This window comes from Geodermatophilus africanus (genome assembly GCF_900107105.1).
Taxonomy (GTDB): Bacteria; Actinomycetota; Actinomycetes; order Mycobacteriales; family Geodermatophilaceae; genus Geodermatophilus; species Geodermatophilus africanus.
Map to the genome: position 1 here is coordinate 1 of NZ_FNOT01000013.1, position 18,012 is coordinate 18,012.

Consider the following 18,012-nt stretch of genomic DNA (forward strand, 5'->3'; position numbering starts at 1 on the left):
GCGCAACGTGCTCGCCCGCGTCCCGAAGGGCAACGCCGAGATGGTCGCCGCCGCGATCCGGACGATCTTCGCCCAGCCCGACGCCGAGCACGTGCGCTCCCAGCTCGACGTCATCGCCGGGATGCTCGGCCGCCAGTTCCCGCAGGTGGAAGCGATGCTGCGCGACGCGGCCGAGGACTTGTTGGCCTTCACCGGCTTCCCGGTCGCGCACTGGAAGAAGATCTGGTCGACCAATCCGCTGGAGCGGCTGAACAAGGAGATCAAGCGGCGCACCGACGTCATCGGCGTCTTTCCCAACCCCGCCGCGCTGCTCCGCCTCGCCGGCGCGGTGCTGGTCGAGGCGCACGACGAATGGCAGGTCTCCGACCGCCGCTACCTCTCCGAAGGCTCCATGGCCCAGCTCGACCGCATCGATGACCCGGCCAAGGAGGTGGCGCAGCCGGCGCTGATCGCGTCATAGTCCCAACCGCAGAAGCTCTCCGCGGCCATGAGCTACACCACGACCGGGGACATCACCCCGGCCTGAAGCAGCGCTCCGAGCAGTCTGCACCGCAGACGCGGCTGTGAGCAGTGGCGGAATGCCTCGATCCCTCACGTCCCGCATCCCGCCTACGCCCAACGGCTGTCCGAACGCGCGGCTGGAGTACCCCTCGATTGCCTTCACCGGCTGCCCTACCGTCGCCCGTGAACCGTCCTGGCGTTGGTAGAGGCTCTGGGATAGCCCGCGTTCGGGCCCCGGTATCCGGCTCGTTCTAGACGTGTCCTAACCGTCACTTTGACCTGGCACTGGCGGCCCGCGGTCCTGGCCGCGTCGGGAGCGCTGCAGCAGGCGGCGGTGGATCGCCTGGTGCTCGTCGGCGAACTGGTCGCGCTCGGCACCTACCGCGCCGGCCGCCCGCTTCCTCAAGGCGGCGGTGGCGTCGGGCCTCAAGGTCTCGCCCAAGCGGCACCCAGGCCGGGGAGATGACGCTGCTCGGCCGTCTCGGCTTCGGCGCTCTGGCTGGCAGCAGTGCTCCTCGGACTGACTCGGAGCCAGCGGGCGACCTTGTCGGCGGTGCGGAGCCGGGCTTTGGAGGCGATCACTTGGTCGCGCCCGGACCGGTCATCTCGGCGTAGCGGTCGCACCAGCACTTCTGCCGACCAGGCGCGAGCATCCGTGTGCCCACACCACCAGCGCGCCCTGCTGGGGCGGGTCACGAGGTGGGAGCGCTCCCGGATGGCGGCGCCCCCGAAGACGTGGAGGACATGTTCGGCTGGGACCGCTGGAAGAGCACGTAGAGGTACACGAGTGCGGGGACCAGGATCAGCGAGCCGCCGACCAGTGCCACCAGCATGGCGATCAGGGTGGCCCGGCCCCCGGCGGCCTCCTCGATGGTCACCTCGGGCAGCAAGAGGTACGGGTACTGGGCGACGGCCCAGCCGAGGAGGATTGCGGCGACGGCGAGTGCTGACGCCAGCCGTGCGGGCACGTAGCGCCGGGTGGCTAGGAGCACGAACGCAGCGACGCCCGCGACGACGGAGAGCACCACCACAGGCAGGGCGCGGCCGGTGAGGCCCTCGAACAGCAGCGGGGCGTCGGCCCGGAGCACGAACAGGCCCGCGATGCCGACCAACCCGGTCAGCGCGGCGGTGCCGAGGGCGCGGAGGCGGAACTGGTCGGCGAGGTCCTCGGCGGCCTCGCGGTGTGCGTCGGCGCACAGGAACACGGCGGCGAGGTAGGCGCAGACGAGCACGGCGAGCACGCCCCCGAGCACGGACGCGGGATTCGTCCAGCTGGTGATCACGTCGCCGGCCGCGATGCCGGCCGGCACCCGCCCGGAGGCGACGCCGCCGACGACGGCCCCGAGGAAGTACGGCGTGACGAGCGAGGACAGGGCGAAGGAGGCGCCCAGGAAGCGGCGCATGCCCAGGGTGGTGATGCTCTTGCGGAACGCGAACGCCGCCCCCCGGGCGATCATCCCGAACGCGGCCAGCGTGAGCGGAATGTAGAGGGTGGTCACCACGGCGGCGAAGGCGCCGGGAAACGCCGTCCACAGCACGACGAGGACGAAGATCAGCCAGACGTGGTTGGCCTCCCACACCGGGGCGATCGAGTGCTCGATGAGGTCACGCTGGCGGGCACCGCGGCGGGTGCCGCCGGCAAGCAGGTCCCAGATGCCGGCTCCGAAGTCGGCGCCGCCGAAGAGCCCGTAGGCGATCAGGCCGACGAACATGACGCCGAGCACCACCTCCGCCAGCGTCACCGGACCGCCGCCTCGCCGGTGTGCCGGTCGGGTGGCTCGGCGTCCACCTCCTGGGGCGCCGGGGTGTCGGCGCTGCCGGCCAGCCGCCGCAGCACGAAGACGGTGAGCCCGGTCAGCAGCACGTAGATGACCACCACGGCGTAGAAGCCGAGGTACAGCCCCGGCGCGGGGCTCACCGCGTCGGCGGTGCGCAGGATGCCGTAGACGATCCACGGCTGGCGTCCCACCTCGGTGGTGACCCAGCCGGCCTCCATCGCGACGATCGCCGCGACCCCGGAGACCGCGACGGCCCGCAGGAACCACGCCGTCTGCGGGATCCGGCGCTTCCGCCACCACGTCCAGCCGAACCAGCCGGCCAGTAGCAACAGTGCGGAGCCGAGGCCGACCATGGTGTCGAAGGCCAGGTGCACCACGTTGACCGGCGGGCGCTGGTCGGCCGGGAACTCCTCCAGGCCGAGCACCACGCCGTCCGGGTCGTGGTGGACCAGCAGCGACAGCCCGTTGGGGATCTCCAGCGCGTAGTGCATCTCGTCGTCGTAGTAGAGGCCGCCGACGGAGAGCGGGGCACCGGCCGTGGTCTCGTACTGGCCCTCCATCGCGGCGAGCTTGGCCGGCTGGTTGTCCGCGACGGCGTTGGCGATCCAGTCGCCGACGCCGATCTGCACCGGCGTGAGAGCGGCCGCGAAGGTGAGCGGGATCAGCAGCCCGAGCCGGTGGCGTCGGTCGCGGCGCCCGCGCAGCATCCCCACGGCGTAGACCGAGGCGATGGTGAAGCCGGTGACCATGTAGGCCGCCAGCAGCATGTGGGTGACCTGTGGCCAGGTGGACGGGCCGAACATCGCCGCCCACGGCTGCGCGTCGGTCACCCGCCCCTGCGCGTCGAGCCGGAAGCCGGTGGGGTTGTTCATCCACGCGTTGGCCGCGACGACGAAGAAGGCACCAGCCGGGCCGGAGAGGATCATTGGCAGCGCGCTGAGCATGTGCGCCCTGGACGACAGCCGGTTCCAGCCGAACAGGTACACGCCGACGAAAATCGCCTCGATGAAGAAGGCGAACCCCTCCAGCACGAAGGGGAAGCCGAAGACCTCCCCGAAACGGTCCATCAGCCCGGGCCAGAGGATCCCCATCTCGAAGGACAGCAGGGTGCCGGACACGGCCCCGGCGGCGAACAGCACGCCCATCGCCTTGGCCCAGGTGTGCGCGAGCTCGGTGAGCGCCGCGTCACCCCGCTTGTACCCCCGCCACTCGGTGAAGACCGTGATCAGCGGGAAGGCGATGCCGAAACAGGCGAAGATGATGTGCCAGCCCAGCGACAGCGCCATCTGCATCCGCGCCGGATAGAGGTTCTCGGCAGCGTCGGCCAGCAGATCCAACGGGTTCACGCGGATCTCCGCTCAGGAGCTGGGGGTGCGGGACGATGCCGCCGCTCACGGGTTGTCCCGCCGTCGGGTACGCGACGCTCACCCTGCCGCGAGCGACCGTGGAGCGCCAGGATGAGGACCGCCAAGAGCGGTGAGGCTGCGGCACGGCCCCGGCGCGGAGGACGGCGGTGGAGCCGTAGCCTGCGCCGGCGACGACCACCAGCAGGGCCAACCCCACCCGCTGACCGGCGGGGGACGCCGGAGCGCGCCAGCGGCGAAGCCGACCTACGCCGGATACGACCCGGCCGCGGTGCGCGCGTGGGCTGCCGGGCAGGGCATCGAGGTCAACGCCCGCGGGCGCATCAAGGCAGAGGTCGTGGAGAAGTTCCGGGCCGCCGGCAACTGAGCCGGCGGCGGCTGGCCGGCGTGTGCCCGACGGCAGGCAGGGGCCGGCGACGGGCCTCCGCCGTGCTCAACCGCTCCCCGTGGGCCTGGAGCCGCCGGCGGTCATCGGTTGGCCAGCCCGAGCGGGACGTCGGCGTGGCACGGCCGATCGAGGGGACACCAGCAGGCAAGTCCGTGGCCGCGCAGGATTCGGCGGGCCTCGGCGGCGTGGTCGCCGGCGGCCAGCGACGGGCCCACGCCACCGCGGTGGCGGTGTGCGGGCCGCGGATGACGCGCACGCCGTCGTCGTAGGCGCCGCGGCTCGCGGGAGGCGGGCACCGGCCAGTGAGGTGCTCCTCACTGGCCAGCCACAGGCAGGGGGCGTCGACCCGGCACGGATTGCCCAGCGGGTGGTCCGGGACACGAGCACGGCGCCCGACGGCTTGCGTCAGCCTCGGGCACGGCTCGGCCGGATGCGATGCGGGAGCCGCGACGCGCTCGACGGCGGGGGAGAGCGGGGTCAGGCTCCCCGCCCCGGCCCGCGAGGTCAAGCGGCGGGCCTGAGCCCGCGCTCGGCCGGATGCTCGCGACTGGGACGCGGCGCTCCCCGCCGTCGGCGAGAGTCACCGGGACGCATGGCGGCGGTGCAGGATCTCGGCGGTCAGCCGCCGGGTGCCATGGACCCGGCGTTGGTCGCAGCATGCCTCCCGGGCGGCGTGGGTGGCATGGGCCTCCTCGAGCTCAGCCGCAGTCGGGCCCGCCGCTGAGGGTGTGCCGGTCGTGGAAGGCGGTCCTGCTGACACCGAGCACCCGGCAGAGACGGCGCTGCCTGCCGGAGGATGGCGCGCTCCGGGGGCATGCACGGGTATGCGGCAGTCACATGGGTGCCCACCGGCCGAGGCTCGTGCCTGGAACGACCGCGGACATGGGCGGTGACGAGCCGTCGTCCTGTCGGAGGAGTCCAGGGCCGTTTTCCCGTTCCTCGCGCCGGTGGCCGTCGCGGGGAACGGGAGTCTCACGTCGGGATGGTGCTCACGCGGTCGGTGGCTGGTAGTTCGGCTGCACCTGGCCGGCCGCGTCGACCTCTTCGGGGGTCATGAGGACGATGGTGCGCAGGTTGATGGCGCCGCTGCCGTTGACGGTGAGTGCGATGGCGGTCGCCGTTCGGGCGTCGGGCAGCTCGACGATGGTGTAGACGTCGTCGGATCCGAACGCGAAGTCGAAGGTCTCCACGCGACCGCCCAGGTCCGCGACCATCTTCTCGATGACAGCCCGGCGAGAGGTGCCGCCGGCTGCCAGGACCCCCTTTGAGCCCTGCGGGGAGTAGTTGCCGACGAAAAGGTAGCGAGGCATGGTGCCTCCTCTCTCGGCCCCCGTGCGGGCGGGATGGTCCCGCCGGTGAGACCCGGCAACAACGACCTTCGCAGCAGCGGGTCAGTCTCCGGCGTGGCGCCAACGGAGGGTCAGATCGCGTTCGCCACGCGGCGCCGCGCCCCGCGGAACACGGTCGCGATGATCGTCAGAGTGCCGGCGGCCAGGTCGACGGCTGTCGGGCGGACTGCGCGCGCCCCGCCGATGCGGCCGTCACACCCAGCCACGTACGGATCTGCGGGGCGACGCATCCGCGAAGGCCTCGGCGGCCTCTTCTGACCACCATCTCGACCACTTTGGAAGTCGTCCGGTCCGTTCGCCGTCGTCCGCCGTTGTTTCCGTATGCGGTTGAGCTGCACGGACAAATCGAGGGCAACGGCCGTGTACCCCCGCGGCCGACGGCTGAGGGGTCATGTCGGCATGAGGGCCCCGCGGGCCGGACATAATCAGTCGCGTGGGAGGTCGGCGGGGCTGGTGAGGCTGCGGGGGGACTGCCCCCAGTCGACCTGACTCCGTGCCTGTGGGGCTGCGACCTGCGCTGGCAGAACAAGATCCGCGCGGGAACGAGCGTTCCTCGGGCGGTGGCGGGCACCCAGATCTAGACGTGTCCTTATCGCGACCTTGACCTGTCGAAGGCGCCGCCTGTCGTAATAGATTGCGCCGCCCTGACCGGGCTCTCGGTTCAGTGGCTGGGCGGCGTCCTCAGGGGAAGTGCAGAACGGGGCCCTCGGGTGACGATGTCACGGTGACGAAGCGGGAGCGCGGCGATGCAGGACGTCCTGCATCGCCGCGCTCAGGTGCGGTGCTGTCCGGTTTGGCGGCAGGCGAAGACGTCTACGACCTGATGGCGGCAGCGGCTCCGAGCCACGTCCCCGGCATCGGGAGAAGCACGTGCTGCGTGCCGCGCGCGACCTCGTCAAGGCCGGCGGGGAGGAACGGCCCCGAGATGGTCCACTCCCGCGCCGGGATCACTCGGCTGCGGGCCCATTCGGCCTGATCACCCGGCCGGGTCGCTCACCGACGACCGCACGCGGGCGCGCGTCGTCCACCCGCCAGGCACTTCCGCGGCCAGCGGTGGTTGCAGTTCTGGTTGCAGTTGCACCGAATCCGTGGCAGTTCGCCTCCGTCCGCTGCTGTGTCGAAAGGTCTCGAACTTGCTGGTCAGAGGGCCGTCATGGACGCTGGCGGACGACCACGAACGCGATCATGACGGCCTGGCAGTGTGGGGGTCAGGGGTTTGAGTCCCCTCAGCTCCACCCCGACGACCAGGCCGTTCTCCTTCGGGGAGGACGGCCTGAGTCGTCTCCGGTGCCAGCGTGGTGGCCACTGGCGCGGATGCGGTGCCAGGTCAGTCCCACAGGTCTCCGACCGCCGCTACCTCTCCGAAGGTTCCATGGCCCTCCTCGACCGCCCGATGCAATCAGACAAGGAGGTGGCGCAGCCGGCCCTGGTCCCGTCATCGTCACCACACCGCTGGCGAGCACGGTGAGAACTACTTCCACCACTCGGCGGAACGTCACCCCCTCACGCCTGAGTCAGCGCCGATCGCTGTCAGAGTTCCCAACGGGTCTGTGCGCGCGGGTCGGGGAGGTAGGCGCAGTAGGTCCCGGTGCGGATGGTGCGGCCGAGATGCCCGCCGAGCCGGGGCTGGTGTTCAGCGATCCGGGCGATCGCCTGGCGGACCGCGCGGGTCACCGCGGCCCGGGCGCGCTCGGACGCGGAGGCGGCCCGTCGCTCGCGACCGCTCAGGCCGAACGCGCGGGCGAGCTCCTGGACGAGGAAGTCGCGTTCGGCCGCAGATTGTGCGGCCCGCTCGGCGTCCCCGGTCTCGTGCGCTTCGGCGAGGTCGTCATCGATCTCGGCGAGGCGCCGCCGGTAGGCCTCCTTCGCCCGTGCGTCCAGCATCTCGCCGGCGTCCCCGTGCGTCGACTGCGCCAGCTCGGCCGCGCGGTGGCCGTCGTCGTCGGCACCGTGCCCGGCCTCCGCTGCGACGAGGTCCAGCACATGGAACTCCCGCCCGGGATCCGCGAGCAGCCGGGCGAGGTGGCGCATGCCCTTGAGATCGCGCACGCGGACCGTGTCCCCGTCGAAGGTGACCGACCAGTAGTCGCCCTCGCGACGGAACGCGTTGGCGCTCGCCATCGGCCGCTCGTCGTCGTGGGGGTCGAGCCGCGCGGGGGCCGGTGACGGGGCGGCCTCGATCCCGTCGAGGATCGCGCGCGCGGCCCGGCGCTCCAGCGCAGCCCGGTGTTCGCTGCCGCGGGCGGCATGCGCCGCCGCCAGGGTCAGGCGCGCGTGCGCCGCCTCGTACGGTGCGCCGACCTCGTTCCAGAGTTGCGCCGCGTCGGACGAGGACTCCTCCGCGCCCGCCACGTCACCGTCGGCGAGCCGCACCCGTCCGCGAGCTAGGGCGGCAGCTGCCGCCAACGGCTTGTTCTCGAACCGGGCGGCCACGAGTTCCAGCTCGTCGGCGGCCGCCCGAGCGCGGCCGATGTCGCCGGCGGCGATCTCGATCTGGACCTGTGCCTCGAGCAGCGGCGCGCGCTGCAGGTCGGTGTTCGGTGGTCGCTCCTTCGACGGGACGCGGAGAGGGCGCTCGAGCGCGTCACGGATGGAGGCCACGGCGGCGGCCGCATCTCCTCGCGCCAGGCGCACCAGTGCGAGACCCGGTTGGGGATCCCATCCGGCGCGATGACTGGCCAGCAGGGCCTCCTCGGCGCCGGCGACGTCCCCCCTGTGCAGGCGGATGCGTCCGAGCTCGTTCAGTGGCCAGCCGAGCTCGCGCCTCAGGTAGGGCCGCAGCTCCTCGCAGGCCATGAGCGCCTGGCGCTCCGCCTCGTCGCACGACCCGCGCAGTCGGAGCACCTCGGCGCGGTGGACCCGGCAGCGCCCGTGCAGGCTGCCGACCGCGCTCGCCCGGCACCACCGCTCCATCGCCTCGGTCCACTGCTCGGCGACGTCGTACTGGGCGAGGCCCTGGAGGGCGCAGACGAGTTCGCAGTAGACGACCCCCGTCGACAGCGGATCCAGGTCGCCGGAGACAGCCGCCACCCCGGCCTGGTCGAGCAGCGCCAGGCCCTGCTGGACGTCGCCGTCCAGGATGAGCAGTCGGGCCTCCGCGACCCGACCGATGGCGGCGGCCGCGGGATCGCACGCCGCGCCCACCTCGACGGCTTGCCTGGCCCAGTGCCGGGCTGCGGACAGATCGCCGGTCAGCATCCGCTCGTAGGCGCGGACGACCCCCAGCCACGCGTGCACCGGCGTCCGGCCTGGCCCGTCGAGGAGCCGATCGGCCCGTGCCAGCCAGCCCCGCACCGGTGCCATGAGGGCGGTGTCGAAGAGCAGGTGCATGGCGACGCGGACGGCCGCTCCCGCGGCCGCGACGTGGTCGTCGGCCTGCATCGACGCCGCGTGCGCCCGCTCCCACGCCTCGATGGTCACGTCCAGGTGGCCGGCGGTGTAGGCGACCTCGCCCAGCAGCGGCAAATCGGAAGGGGGTAGGAGCCCATCCGCGTCCGCGGCTACGAGGAGGTCGAATGCCTGCGGCCAGTCGCCCTGCGCCACTGCGGAACGGGCGCGCCCGACCAGGCCGAGACCTGGACCAGCGTCCTCGTTCATTGCATGCCTTCCCAGCCGTTGCCGGTGCAAGCCGGGGCTCTCAGGGCCGACCGTAACCGTGCCGGTTACCGCCGTAACAGTCCTTCTTCCGCATCCCAGGTGGGGGCTCCGAGTCCCCGTCCAGGCAGACCAAGGAGGAGTCATGAAGCGAGCCCAGGTCAACGGTGTCGAGCTCGAGTACGAGGTGGTCGGTTCAGGCGAGCCCGTGCTGCTCATCAGCCCCGTGATCGCCGACGGGTTCCTGCCGCTGCTGTCCGAACCGGCGCTGGCTGATCGCTACCAGCTGATCCGGTACCACAAGCGGGGCTGGGTCGGCAGCACCCACACGCCGCCGCCGGTGAGCATCGCGACGCATGCGACCGACGCCGCCGCGCTCCTCGAGCGCCTGGGCGTGCCGCGGGCCCACATCGCCGGTCACTCCAGTGGGGCGGCGGTCGGAGCCCAGCTGGCGCTCGACCGTCCCGACACCGTGCAGACGCTGGCGCTGCTGGAGCTGTCCCTGCTCTCGGTGCCGAGCGGCGAAGCCTTCTTCCAGCAGGCCGGACCTGCCTTCGAGGCGTACGAGAGCGGCGACCACGAGGGTGCGATCGCCGCGTTCATGAGTGTCGTGGGCGGCGTCGACTGGGCGACGTGCCGGGCTGTGGTCGACGAGCGTCTGCCGGGGGCAGTGGCGCAGGCGGTCAAGGACGCCGACACCTTCTTCGGTATCGAGCTTCCAGCCCTCGCCGAGTGGGCATTCGGCCCCGCCGATGCAGCCGGGATCCAGTGCCCCGTGCTGTCGGTGCTCGGCGCGGAGACCCAGCCGCTGTGGGTGCAGGTCGCCGCGTTCCTCCGCTCGTCGGTCCCGCACGTCGAGGAGCGCGTGGTGGACGGCGTCGGCCACCTCCTGCACGTCCAACGGCCCGAGCCTGTCGCCCGCGCGATGGCCGAGTTCCTGGGGGGACACTCCATGGCCGGCGGCTGAGCCGGGAGGAGAGCGAGAGCATCACCGAAGTGGGCCGGCTGTGGGGCGGTTGGGTGGTCCCTCAGGACGGCTCGGGTGGGCTCGCGGCTTCACGGTCAACATCAACGGCAACACCCCGGCCGCGGCCGGGTTCGACGAGCAGCGGCAGTGGGCGCGCGCCTACTGGTCGGCCTCGGCGCCCGTCCACATCAGCGTCTACGTCCCCTTCCTCATGGAGGAAGGGCGCTCACCCGGTCGGCGGCCTCGCGGGCCAGGGCCGGCATGACGTGGCTGTAGATGTCCATCGTCGTGCGCATCTGGCTGTGGCCGAGCAGCTCCATGACGACCCTCGGTCGCACGCCCTCCGACAGCAGCAGGGTCCCCGCGGTGTGCCGGTCGTCGTAGGGTCGGACCTCGCGCACGCCGGCCTCCTGCGGGAGGACCGTCCGGGCTCGCCGGACGGACGTCCGTCCGATCGGCCGACCCTTCGGCAGGGCCAGGACCACGGCCTCGATGACCGCGTGGACGCGGTTGTGGCGGCCCTCGGCGGGGAGCACGTAGGTTCCCGTGCCGTCGGGAGCGGAGGTCGGAGCGGACATGGCCGAGCTGGTGCCGGTGGGGCGGCAGGGTGCGCTGGGGGACGCACCGGCGGCGGTGGCGGCCTGGTTCGAGCCACACCGGCGGGAGCTGGTCGGGTACTGCTACCGCATGCTGGGCTCGGGTCTCGAGGCCGAGGACGCGGTGCAGGAGACGCTGCTACGCGCCTGGGAGAGCCTGGACCGCTTCGACGAACGCCGCTCGGCCTGGCGGTCGTGGCTGTTCACCATCGCCACGAACGTGTGCCTCGACATGCTGCGGGCCGCGCAGCGCCGGGCGCGCGCGATGGACCTCGGTCCGGCATCGCAGGGAGGCCCGGACCCGAGGTCCGTGCTGCCGGAGTCCCGGTGGGTGTACCCGATGGCCGATCGGAGCGTCCTGCGGGAGGACGGCGACCCCGCAGAGCTGGCCGCGCAGCGTGACACGATCCGGCTGGCGTTCATCGCGGCGCTGCAGCACCTGCCCGCACGCCAGCGCGCCGTGCTCATCCTCCGTGACGTCCTGCGCTGGAAGGCCGATGAGGTCGCACAGCTGCTCGGCGTCACGGTGCCCGCGGTCAACAGCGCGCTACAGCGGGCTCGCGCCACGCTGGCTGCCCGGAGTCCCCGCCTCGGCGACCCCGTCCCACCCATGGCGGACGCGGAGCAACAGCGGCTGGTGCGCCGGTACGTGGACGCCTTCGAGCGCCACGACGTCGAGACGCTGGTCTCCCTCCTGCACGAGGACGCGATCACCTCCATGCCGCCGTTCGTGTGGTGGCTGCGCAGCCGTGCGGCGATCGGGCGGGTGATGGCGGCCAGTGACGCCTGCCGCGGCGACCGGTTCATCCCGACCCGGGCCAACGGGACGGTGGCGCTCGGCCAGTACCGGCGCGGTGGCCCCGACGGTGCGTACGGGCCGTTCGCCCTCGTCGTGTTGGAGATGGCGGAGGGCGTCGTCACGGAGACGACCACCTACCTGCAGGTGTTGCGACTGTTCCCCTCCTTCGGCCTGCCGCTGGAGTGGCAGCCGTAGCGGTACCGCGTCGTCGATGACGAGTAGTGCACTCGAGCAGCGATGAGTTCTCCGCCGCCGATCCGTACTACGGGTATCGCTCAGAGGAGGAGATCTCGATGGTGGCAGTGCTCTCGCGCGATGGAACGACGCTGACTGTCGAGCGCTCGGGTTCCGGCCCGGCGGTCGTCCTGGTCGACGGGGCCATGTGCTCCCGGGTCTCCGGCCCGATGCCGGCCCTGGCACGGGAACTCGAACCGAGCTACGCGGTGTACACGTACGACCGTCGAGGGCGGGAGGACAGCGGGACACCGCTCCGTACGCGGTCGCGCGCGAGGTCGAGGATCTCGCGGCGGTCATCGAGGAGGCGGGCGGATCGGCGTACGTCTACGGCATCTCCTCCGGCGCCGCGCTCGCCCTCGAGGCCGCCGCCAGTGGACTACCGATCATCAAGCTCGCCCTGTACGACCCCGCGTTCACAGCCGAGGCCGGGGACCCGCAGGAGCAGGAGGCGTACTCCCACCGGCTGGGCGAACTGCTGGCCGCCGGCCGCCGAGGTGATGCCGTCGAGCTGTTCCTGACGACGGTCGGACTTCCACCGCAGGCCGTCGCCGCGATGCGCCGGCAGCCCGGGTGGGCGCTGTCCGAAACGATCGCGCCGACCCTGGCCTACGACGCCGCGGTGCTCGGCGACGGGACGGTCCCCCGGGAGAGGGCGGCCCAGGTCGCTGTCCCCGTGCTCGTGCTCGACGGTGAGGCCAGCCCGGCCCCGCTCCGTCACGCGTCGACAGCGACTGCTGAGGCCCTGCTCCACGGCCGTCACCGGACCCTGCCCGGCCAGGGGCACGATGTCGCCCCCGAAGCGCTCGCGCCGGTGCTCCAGGAGTTCTTCAGATGACGGTCCGGTGATCCACCGCCGTTCCTCCTCGACGGGTCCGTCCCGGACAGGGACGTCGGAGGAACCGACCTCCGCGCCGACCTCACCGCACCCGGCTCGAGAGGATGGCTCTGCTCGCCCCGGTGCTGACGCCGCTGCTCGTCCTGTGGCTCGCGGGGGAGTACCTGCCGGTCGACGCCGGGGCCTGCTCACCTCGATCGTGCAGATCGTCCTGGTGCCGGTCGTGCCGGGCCAGGTGCTGCGGCTCGTCGTCCCCCGGCCGGCCCGGCCACCGTGCACCACAGCCCCGCCGCCGCCCTGCCGGCGGCCTGTCCTCGGTCTGGCACGACGCGTCCGGCCCGCTGCTGGCCAGCTGGTGGGCGCGGCGGGACCCGCCGCCCGGCACGGCCGCGACGAGGCGCCGCCCGGGGACGGTGACGGGAGCGGGTCAGCCCGCCTGGGCGGAGCGCTGCTCGGCTCGGTGCGTCCGGTGGTGCACCCACAGCACCAGGCAGCGCAGCGCGGCGTAGCCCTCGGCGGAGGCGTAGCCCTGCTCGAAGCGCGCGGCCTCGACGAGCTCGTCGCTGTCGACGCTGCCGCCGGCGGCGAAGCGGTCGAGCACCTCGCCGGACAGCGACGTGCTGCGGAACAGCCGCGCGATGCCCAGCGCCACCGAGTCGGACACGGTGAGGCTGAACGGCGGGTGCCTCATCGCGGCGCGCCGGTCGAGCAGCTGGGCGACCTCGCTGTAGACCTGCGCGTCCGACGCCGGCAGTCCGCGGGCGGTGATCTTCAACAGCGTCTCCTCGGTGGTGCGGTGTCCCCGGGAACATCGGCGCGCCGCGACCGATGTCCACCCGAGACCCGCCGTCCCCCTTCTCCGAGGGGGGACGTGGTCAGCGCAGCCGGATGGGCACCACGGGTGCGGGCGCGTGCGCCTGCGGCGGGACGGCAGAGCCGTGGCCCAGCGGGTCGGCGTCCTCACCGCGGTCGAGCACGTAGCAGGCGGCGATCACCCCGGCGCGGTCCTCGACGATCCGGCCGATGACCTGGTCGAGGCTCTCGCGGACGCAGTAGGAGCTGCCGTCGGTCGTGATGACGACGGTGTCCGCGCCCGCCTCGACCCGCTCGATGTGGTCGGGGTCCAGGCGGCAGTGCTCGCCGGTGCGGCGGGTGAGGCCGATCATCGCGGTCCTCCGGCTGGGCGGGGCATCGGGCCCCGGCGGCTCCCTCGGGAGTGAGGTGCCGGTTGCTTCGACCGCGCGGCGGGCGGGGTTGAGCCCACTGCGCCCGGCCCGCCCCCGTCGGGGTGAGCCCTACGGTGGGCGCCGTGGCCGCGTCGGCGCGACAGAGCTGGGCCGCCGACGTCGTCGCGCCGCAGCCGGGGGAGCGGGTGCTCGAGGTCGGCTGCGGGCACGGCGTCCTGGCGGCGCTGCTGGCCGAGCGGGCCGGCGAGGTGCTCGCCGTCGACCGCTCGCCGACCATGGTCGCCGCGGCCGGCCGACGGAACCGCGCGGCGGTCGAGGCCGGCCGGGTGCGGCTGCAGGCGGCCGCGCTGGCCGACGCCGACCTCGGGTCCGGCCCCTTCGACGTCGTCGTCGGCTTCGACGTCCGGGCGCTCTGGGACCCCGCGCAGGAGATGACGTGGGACGTCGTCGACCGGGTGCTGGCGCCCGACGGCCGGGTGATCGTGGCCTTCTCGGTGATGACGCCGGGCACGGAGGACGACGTGGTCGCGGCGGTCTCCCGGCTGGCCGGTGCTCGCGGTCTGGTCGCCGCCGGTGTGCACCGCCGGGCGGTGGGGGAGGGCATCGGGTCGGCCGCCGTCGAGCTGCGCCGTCCCGCCGCGGCCGCGACTCCTCCCTCCGGGTGAGGCCGGCGACCCCTGCTCAAGGCAGCCCGGGCCACCGCCGATCACCCGGTCAGGTGACGCCCGCCTCCGGGGCCGGCGTCGGTCGCCCAGGTACCAGGAGGAGACGTCGTGTCCGAGCAGTCCGTGCTCGTCGTCGAGGACACCGAGGAGATCAGGGAGCTGGTCTGCACGGTCCTGCGCCGGGCGGGGATGGACGTCCGAGCGGTCGCGTCCGGCGCCGAGGCGCTGGCCGAGGTGCGGCGCGCGACGCCCGACGTCGTCGTCCTCGACCTGGGTCTCCCGGACGCCGACGGCACCGAGGTGTGCCGGCAGATCCGCGCCGGGAGCGAGTGCTACGTCCTGATGCTCACCGCCCGCGCCGAGGAGGTCGACCTGCTCATCGGGCTGGCCGTCGGCGCCGACGGGTACATGGCCAAGCCCTTCTCGCCGCGCGAGCTGGTCGCCCGCGTCCAGGCGATGCTGCGCCGGCCGCGCGTCCCCGCGCCGCGGCCCGCGCCGGTCGAGGAGTCGGTGCTCCGGCTCGCCGAGCTCGAGGTGGACGAGGACAGCCGCGAGGTCCGGGTGGACGGCGCCGTCGTGGACCTGACCCGCACCGAGTTCGACCTGCTCGCCGCGCTCGCCTCGCGCCCCGGCCGGGTGCTGCAGCGCGAGACGCTGCTGCGCGAGGTCTGGCAGACCGACTGGGAGGGCAGCGTCCGCCTGGTCGAGGCGCACATGTCCAACCTGCGTCGCAAGCTGCAGGCCGCCGGGCTGTCCTCGCCGTCGATCCGCACCGTGCGCGGGGTGGGCTACCGGTTGGTGGCCTGAGGGCGGACGCCCTGGCCCCGCCGCCGCGCCGTCAGCACGTGACGACGTTGCTCGACCTCGAGGTGCCGACCCAGCCGTAGTCGGTGAGCGTGTCGATCGACAGCCGCGGGCTCCAGCCGGTGACGCTCGCGTCGTACTGGCGGGTCATCGACGTCGTGACCGGACCGGGCTCGCCGATCATCACGGGGCCGTAGATCGTGTGCGCGGTCACTCGGTACCCGGTCACCCGGGCCGACGTGCTGAGGTCCCAGCGCGCCGTGGCGTACAGCTCGGTGTCCTTGATGGTCCGGGTGGTCGTGTACTGCCCGTTCGCGCCGTCGGTCCGCACCGTCTCGTCGAGCTCGACGTTGCTCCTGCTGGAGGCCGTCGTGCTCGTCGCCGAGTAACTGGTCTGCTGGATACCCCAGGGGTACGTCTGGAAGGTCCGCGTGATCACCGTCGTCGTGGCGAGGCACGAGGCGTCGACCCGGACCTGGGTGGCCGGCGCGACGGTGCCGGTGCCGACGCTCACCGATCGCGCGGCCGCGGAGTCGGAGAAGGTGGCGTTCGCGGCCGGGGTCTCGGCGGCGAGGAGGGCGACGGCGAGTGCGGCACCCACGACCAGGGCCCGGGTGCCCCAGCGGCCGCGGGCTGCGGCCGGGTCCGGGAGCGGGAGGGCGGCGGTCATGGCGGTCTCCGGTGGCTGGTGGGGGAGGGGCGACAGGTCCGACCCTGACCGGCCGACCGCAGGCCGGCCGTCGGCCTACCGCAAGAACCCCGCAAGGAACGACGACCCCACCCCGCGGCTCGTCGCGGGACCCGCAGGGGGCCCGCTCTCAGGCGCCCGCGACGGTGCGCAGCTCGACGACGAGCTCGTGGGCGAGGACACCCCGGCGGGCGTCCTGCGCGATCGCCCGGCAGACCGCGGCGACCTCCGGGTGGCCCAGCTGGGCGCTGGTGCCGGCGAGCGTGGCCGAGGCGCGGGCGAGCGCCGCGGCGTCCCCGGTCCGGGCGCCGTCGGCGATGGCGGTCAGCCGGCCGGGCAGCGCGGCGGCGTAGACCTGCTGCAGCCGGTCGAGGAGCTCGGCGTCGGCGTCGGGCACGTCCGCCGCGGCGGGCCCCCGGGGGCCCGGGGCCCGGCGGGCGAGCAGGCCCACCAGCAGGCGGGCGTCCACCGGCCCGGTCAGGCAGGCCAGGGCCCCGGCCTCGAGGGCGGCGGCCCGATCGCGGGCGCCGGCGTCGGCGGTCACGGCGAGCAGGTGGGCCCGGCAGCCGATCAGCCGCAGCCGGTGCAGCAGGACCGGTGCCTCACCGGCCGGGCCGTCCAGGTCGACGACCACCAGGTCCAGCTCGACGCGGCGGGCCAGGCCGAGCGCCTCGCGGGTACCGGCGGCCTCCCGCACGTCCCACCCGGTCAGCTGCAGCAGCCCGGCGACCGGCGCGCGGCCCGTGGGGTCGGCACCGACGACGAGGGCGGTCCGGCAGGGCGCCGGCTCCTCGCGGCGGTCGCCGGGGCCGGGTGCCGAGCGCTGGGCGGTGGGGTGCGGAGTCACTGCCGCACCTGCTCGGGGTGTCCGTGCCCCAGCAGCGCAGCAGCTGCCAGGCGGTGAGCAGTGCGTGGGCCCCGGCCACCGACAGCCTGCCCGGTCCGCGTGGTCAGCGACCCACTCGCGGGGTGGCCGACCGCGGGGTCCGTGGCGTCGTCGTCCGTGGCGTCCTCCTCGGCGACGGCGTCCTCCTCCGGACGCCAGATGCCCAGCAGCAGCCAGCCGGCCAGGAGGGCGGGGACGCCGTAGACGAGGGCGTGGTTGACCGCGGGCGTGCGCAGAGCGGTGATGAGGTGGCCGACCTCGGGGATGACGGCGCGGACCCGGTAGGCGGTGTCGCCCTGCAGGACGGCGGTCCAGGGGTCGAGGTGGTCGTTGGCGTCGCCCCTGGTCTGCACGGTGACCGTGCCGTCGGGGCCGTGCTCGACCGCGGTCACGCGGTGGGTGACGACGCGGTGGTCGTCGATGGGGATGTGGTAGCTGATGACCATCCCCTCGGTGACGTCGGTGACGGCCAGCGGGGTCGAGACGACGACGTCACCGGGGTCGATGCCGGGGGACATGCTCGCCGTGAGCATGGTCATCGTGCGGTAGCCCATCAGGTGCGGGCCGGCGGCCAGGACGGCGAAGGCGGCGACCGCCGCGGCCACCAGCAGCCGCACCGACCAACGGCCGGCGAACGCCGCGGTGGCGCGCAGCGCGTGCAGGGCGGCCGGGGCCACCGGCGGCAGCAGGCGGGCTGCGGCCGGGGCGCGGAGCGGGAGGACGGCGGTCATGGCGGTCTCCGGTGGCCGGTGGGGTGATCAGCGGGCGGTGGCGGCGCGCTGGACGCCGGAGAAGGTGAGGGCCAGGGTGCTGGTTCTGCCCTGGAAGGTGTTGTCGGCGCTGGCCGGCAGGCTCAAGGTGAGCAGCAGGTGGTCGGTGCCGCCGGGGGTCAGGCTGGTCGGGGTGTCGAGGGTGCGGTCGCCGACCGCGGCGCCGGGGGTGGTGATGAGGCGCTCGGCGCCGCCGCAGGCGTAGGTGGTGGCGGTGGCCTGGGCCCAGGCGATCGAGCAGGACCTGAGGGTCAGCTGCAGGCCGTTGACCGGGTCGGTGGTCAGCACGCTGGGGTTGCTGGTGGTGACGCCCAGGGCGACCGAGGACAGCGGGCTGTCGCCGTCGTTGACCAGGCTGAGGGTGCGGGCGAGGGAGTCGCCGGGCAGCAGGCCGGTGATGGTGGCCGGGATGGGGGCGGCGGGCTGGGCGAGGTCGATGGAGACCCTGCCGGAGGTCAGCTGGGCGGTGACCGGGGTGGTGGAGTCGGTGAAGGTGCCGAAGGTGCCCAGGCCGGCGACCGCGGCGGCGGTGCCGATGACGGCCAGGGAGCCGAGGACCTTGCGGGTGGTGGCACGCGCGCTGCTCATCGGGGGCTCCTGCGTT

The 18,012-nt window shown here is 73.5% G+C and carries 19 protein-coding genes; 7 read left to right on the plus strand and 12 right to left on the minus strand.

The features are described 5' to 3' along the window. Positions 1-460: transposase (locus tag BLW63_RS19415; protein WP_170856870.1), on the plus strand; the 460-nt coding region annotated here is incomplete at its 5' end. 733 nt (positions 461-1,193) lie between these two features. Here the strand turns inward: BLW63_RS19415 and BLW63_RS19420 are convergent. Next, positions 1,194-2,243, minus strand: a complete 1,050-nt coding sequence (locus tag BLW63_RS19420) for a cytochrome d ubiquinol oxidase subunit II (RefSeq protein ID WP_091159977.1) — start codon at positions 2,241-2,243, stop codon at positions 1,194-1,196. Continuing rightward, positions 2,240-3,625: a cytochrome ubiquinol oxidase subunit I gene (locus BLW63_RS19425; RefSeq protein ID WP_211517189.1), complete on the minus strand. Its 1,386-nt coding sequence runs from the start codon at positions 3,623-3,625 to the stop codon at positions 2,240-2,242. The genes BLW63_RS19420 and BLW63_RS19425 overlap by 4 nt, the downstream gene beginning before the upstream one ends. A 130-nt stretch (positions 3,626-3,755) precedes the next feature. On the opposite strand from BLW63_RS19425, the gene BLW63_RS28110 reads away from it, so the two are divergent. Next, positions 3,756-4,010 carry an Lsr2 family DNA-binding protein gene (locus tag BLW63_RS28110; protein WP_244522676.1) on the plus strand — a complete coding sequence of 85 codons (255 nt, stop codon included), beginning with the start codon at positions 3,756-3,758 and terminating at the stop codon, positions 4,008-4,010. Positions 4,011-4,111: 101 nt separating this feature from the next. Here BLW63_RS28110 and BLW63_RS29025 read toward each other — a convergent pair whose 3' ends face one another. The 3 genes from BLW63_RS29025 to BLW63_RS28120 form a co-directional block, all read right to left on the minus strand. Further along, positions 4,112-4,327 (minus strand): DUF4326 domain-containing protein, encoded by a 216-nt coding sequence (locus BLW63_RS29025; protein ID WP_091159980.1) that lies wholly within the window; start codon positions 4,325-4,327, stop codon positions 4,112-4,114. 693 nt (positions 4,328-5,020) lie between these two features. Further along, entirely contained in the window at positions 5,021-5,341 is a 321-nt protein-coding gene (locus BLW63_RS19440) for a GYD domain-containing protein (protein ID WP_091159982.1), read from the minus strand. Positions 5,342-6,910: 1,569 nt separating this feature from the next. After that, a complete protein-coding gene (locus BLW63_RS28120) occupies positions 6,911-8,845 on the minus strand; it encodes a tetratricopeptide repeat protein (RefSeq protein ID WP_244522678.1) in 1,935 nt (644 codons plus the stop codon). 274 nt (positions 8,846-9,119) lie between these two features. On the opposite strand from BLW63_RS28120, the gene BLW63_RS19450 reads away from it, so the two are divergent. After that, a complete protein-coding gene (locus BLW63_RS19450; protein ID WP_091159987.1) occupies positions 9,120-9,941 on the plus strand; it encodes an alpha/beta fold hydrolase in 822 nt (273 codons plus the stop codon). A 209-nt stretch (positions 9,942-10,150) separates the two neighbouring features. Here BLW63_RS19450 and BLW63_RS19455 read toward each other — a convergent pair whose 3' ends face one another. Beyond that, the gene (locus BLW63_RS19455) at positions 10,151-10,519 is read right to left on the minus strand and encodes a tyrosine-type recombinase/integrase (protein ID WP_091159990.1); all 369 of its coding nucleotides are present in this window, start codon (positions 10,517-10,519) and stop codon (positions 10,151-10,153) included. Here BLW63_RS19455 and BLW63_RS19460 point away from each other — a divergent pair. Together BLW63_RS19460 and BLW63_RS19465 are read left to right on the plus strand one after the other, a co-directional pair. Next, positions 10,518-11,531, plus strand: coding sequence for a sigma-70 family RNA polymerase sigma factor (locus BLW63_RS19460; RefSeq protein WP_091159992.1), 1,014 nt, complete (start codon positions 10,518-10,520; stop codon positions 11,529-11,531). The genes BLW63_RS19455 and BLW63_RS19460 overlap by 2 nt on opposite strands. A gap of 187 nt (positions 11,532-11,718) precedes the next feature. Further along, positions 11,719-12,408, plus strand: a complete 690-nt coding sequence (locus BLW63_RS19465; protein WP_211517191.1) for an alpha/beta fold hydrolase — start codon at positions 11,719-11,721, stop codon at positions 12,406-12,408. A 427-nt stretch (positions 12,409-12,835) separates the two neighbouring features. On the opposite strand, the gene BLW63_RS19470 is transcribed toward BLW63_RS19465, so the two are convergent. Beyond that, a complete protein-coding gene (locus tag BLW63_RS19470; protein ID WP_091159995.1) occupies positions 12,836-13,183 on the minus strand; it encodes a hypothetical protein in 348 nt (115 codons plus the stop codon). 100 nt (positions 13,184-13,283) lie between these two features. Then, complete coding sequence (locus tag BLW63_RS19475; RefSeq protein ID WP_091159998.1) at positions 13,284-13,574, minus strand: flagellar FlbD family protein; 291 nt, start codon at positions 13,572-13,574, stop codon at positions 13,284-13,286. A 122-nt stretch (positions 13,575-13,696) separates the two neighbouring features. On the opposite strand from BLW63_RS19475, the gene BLW63_RS19480 reads away from it, so the two are divergent. Together BLW63_RS19480 and BLW63_RS19485 are read left to right on the plus strand one after the other, a co-directional pair. Further along, positions 13,697-14,260, plus strand: a complete 564-nt coding sequence (locus tag BLW63_RS19480; RefSeq protein ID WP_091160001.1) for a class I SAM-dependent methyltransferase — start codon at positions 13,697-13,699, stop codon at positions 14,258-14,260. Positions 14,261-14,368: 108 nt separating this feature from the next. Continuing rightward, the gene (locus BLW63_RS19485) at positions 14,369-15,067 is read left to right on the plus strand and encodes a response regulator transcription factor (RefSeq protein WP_091160003.1); all 699 of its coding nucleotides are present in this window, start codon (positions 14,369-14,371) and stop codon (positions 15,065-15,067) included. Positions 15,068-15,098: 31 nt separating this feature from the next. Here the strand turns inward: BLW63_RS19485 and BLW63_RS19490 are convergent, their stop codons facing one another. From BLW63_RS19490 to BLW63_RS19500, 4 genes are all read right to left on the minus strand, one after another. Next, positions 15,099-15,734, minus strand: coding sequence for a hypothetical protein (locus BLW63_RS19490; RefSeq protein ID WP_091160007.1), 636 nt, complete (start codon positions 15,732-15,734; stop codon positions 15,099-15,101). Positions 15,735-15,882: 148 nt separating this feature from the next. Next, entirely contained in the window at positions 15,883-16,599 is a 717-nt protein-coding gene (locus tag BLW63_RS19495; protein WP_170856872.1) for a response regulator, read from the minus strand. Next, positions 16,596-17,369 carry a S26 family signal peptidase gene (locus BLW63_RS27015; protein ID WP_170856873.1) on the minus strand — a complete coding sequence of 258 codons (774 nt, stop codon included), beginning with the start codon at positions 17,367-17,369 and terminating at the stop codon, positions 16,596-16,598. Before BLW63_RS27015 ends, BLW63_RS19495 begins: the two co-directional genes overlap by 4 nt. Positions 17,370-17,396: 27 nt before the next feature. After that, positions 17,397-17,996, minus strand: a complete 600-nt coding sequence (locus BLW63_RS19500; RefSeq protein WP_091160013.1) for a M73 family metallopeptidase — start codon at positions 17,994-17,996, stop codon at positions 17,397-17,399. Between the last annotated feature and the right edge of the window lie 16 nt (positions 17,997-18,012).

Coding starts and splice junctions, on each gene's coding strand:
- BLW63_RS19440 (WP_091159982.1), bottom strand. CDS start 5,341: ATGCCTCGCTACCTTTTCGTCGGCAACTACTCCCCGCAGGGCTCAAAG.
- BLW63_RS19450 (WP_091159987.1), top strand. CDS start 9,120: ATGAAGCGAGCCCAGGTCAACGGTGTCGAGCTCGAGTACGAGGTGGTC.
- BLW63_RS19460 (WP_091159992.1), top strand. CDS start 10,518: ATGGCCGAGCTGGTGCCGGTGGGGCGGCAGGGTGCGCTGGGGGACGCA.
- BLW63_RS19455 (WP_091159990.1), bottom strand. CDS start 10,519: ATGTCCGCTCCGACCTCCGCTCCCGACGGCACGGGAACCTACGTGCTC.
- BLW63_RS19475 (WP_091159998.1), bottom strand. CDS start 13,574: ATGATCGGCCTCACCCGCCGCACCGGCGAGCACTGCCGCCTGGACCCC.
- BLW63_RS19490 (WP_091160007.1), bottom strand. CDS start 15,734: ATGACCGCCGCCCTCCCGCTCCCGGACCCGGCCGCAGCCCGCGGCCGC.
- BLW63_RS27015 (WP_170856873.1), bottom strand. CDS start 17,369: ATGACCGCCGTCCTCCCGCTCCGCGCCCCGGCCGCAGCCCGCCTGCTG.
- BLW63_RS19500 (WP_091160013.1), bottom strand. CDS start 17,996: ATGAGCAGCGCGCGTGCCACCACCCGCAAGGTCCTCGGCTCCCTGGCC.